Genomic DNA, 264 nt, shown 5'->3' on the forward strand with positions numbered 1-264 from the left:
GTTTTGGAGGCACAATTTCTGCCATTATCATTTTTAGCTTTACTGCTTTAGGGAACTCTACAATGGTAGCAATCTCAGTTTCTGCAGACTGGAGTTCACAAGAAAATATTTTTGAACCTTTGGGTATGGAAAACTCCTCCTACGAATGGAAACCAAGGTTTGATAAAGATTTTGCACTTGGGCATAACGAAAATGCAGAAGCGCTGAAAAAGGACAAGGATAACGAACCTAGAGGTGGAGGTACTTTGGAGACGACAGCAAAGG

Annotated in this window: 1 protein-coding gene; it reads left to right on the forward strand. The window is 40.9% G+C overall.

The window, feature by feature from the left end:
- Window positions 1-62: 62 nt before the first annotated feature.
- On the forward strand, window positions 63-264 hold a 202-nt coding region (locus SB717_RS36705), incomplete at its 3' end, for a hypothetical protein (protein ID WP_410907993.1).

Source organism: Priestia sp. SIMBA_032 (assembly GCF_046535215.1).
Lineage (GTDB): Bacteria > Bacillota > Bacilli > Bacillales > Bacillaceae_H > Priestia > Priestia aryabhattai.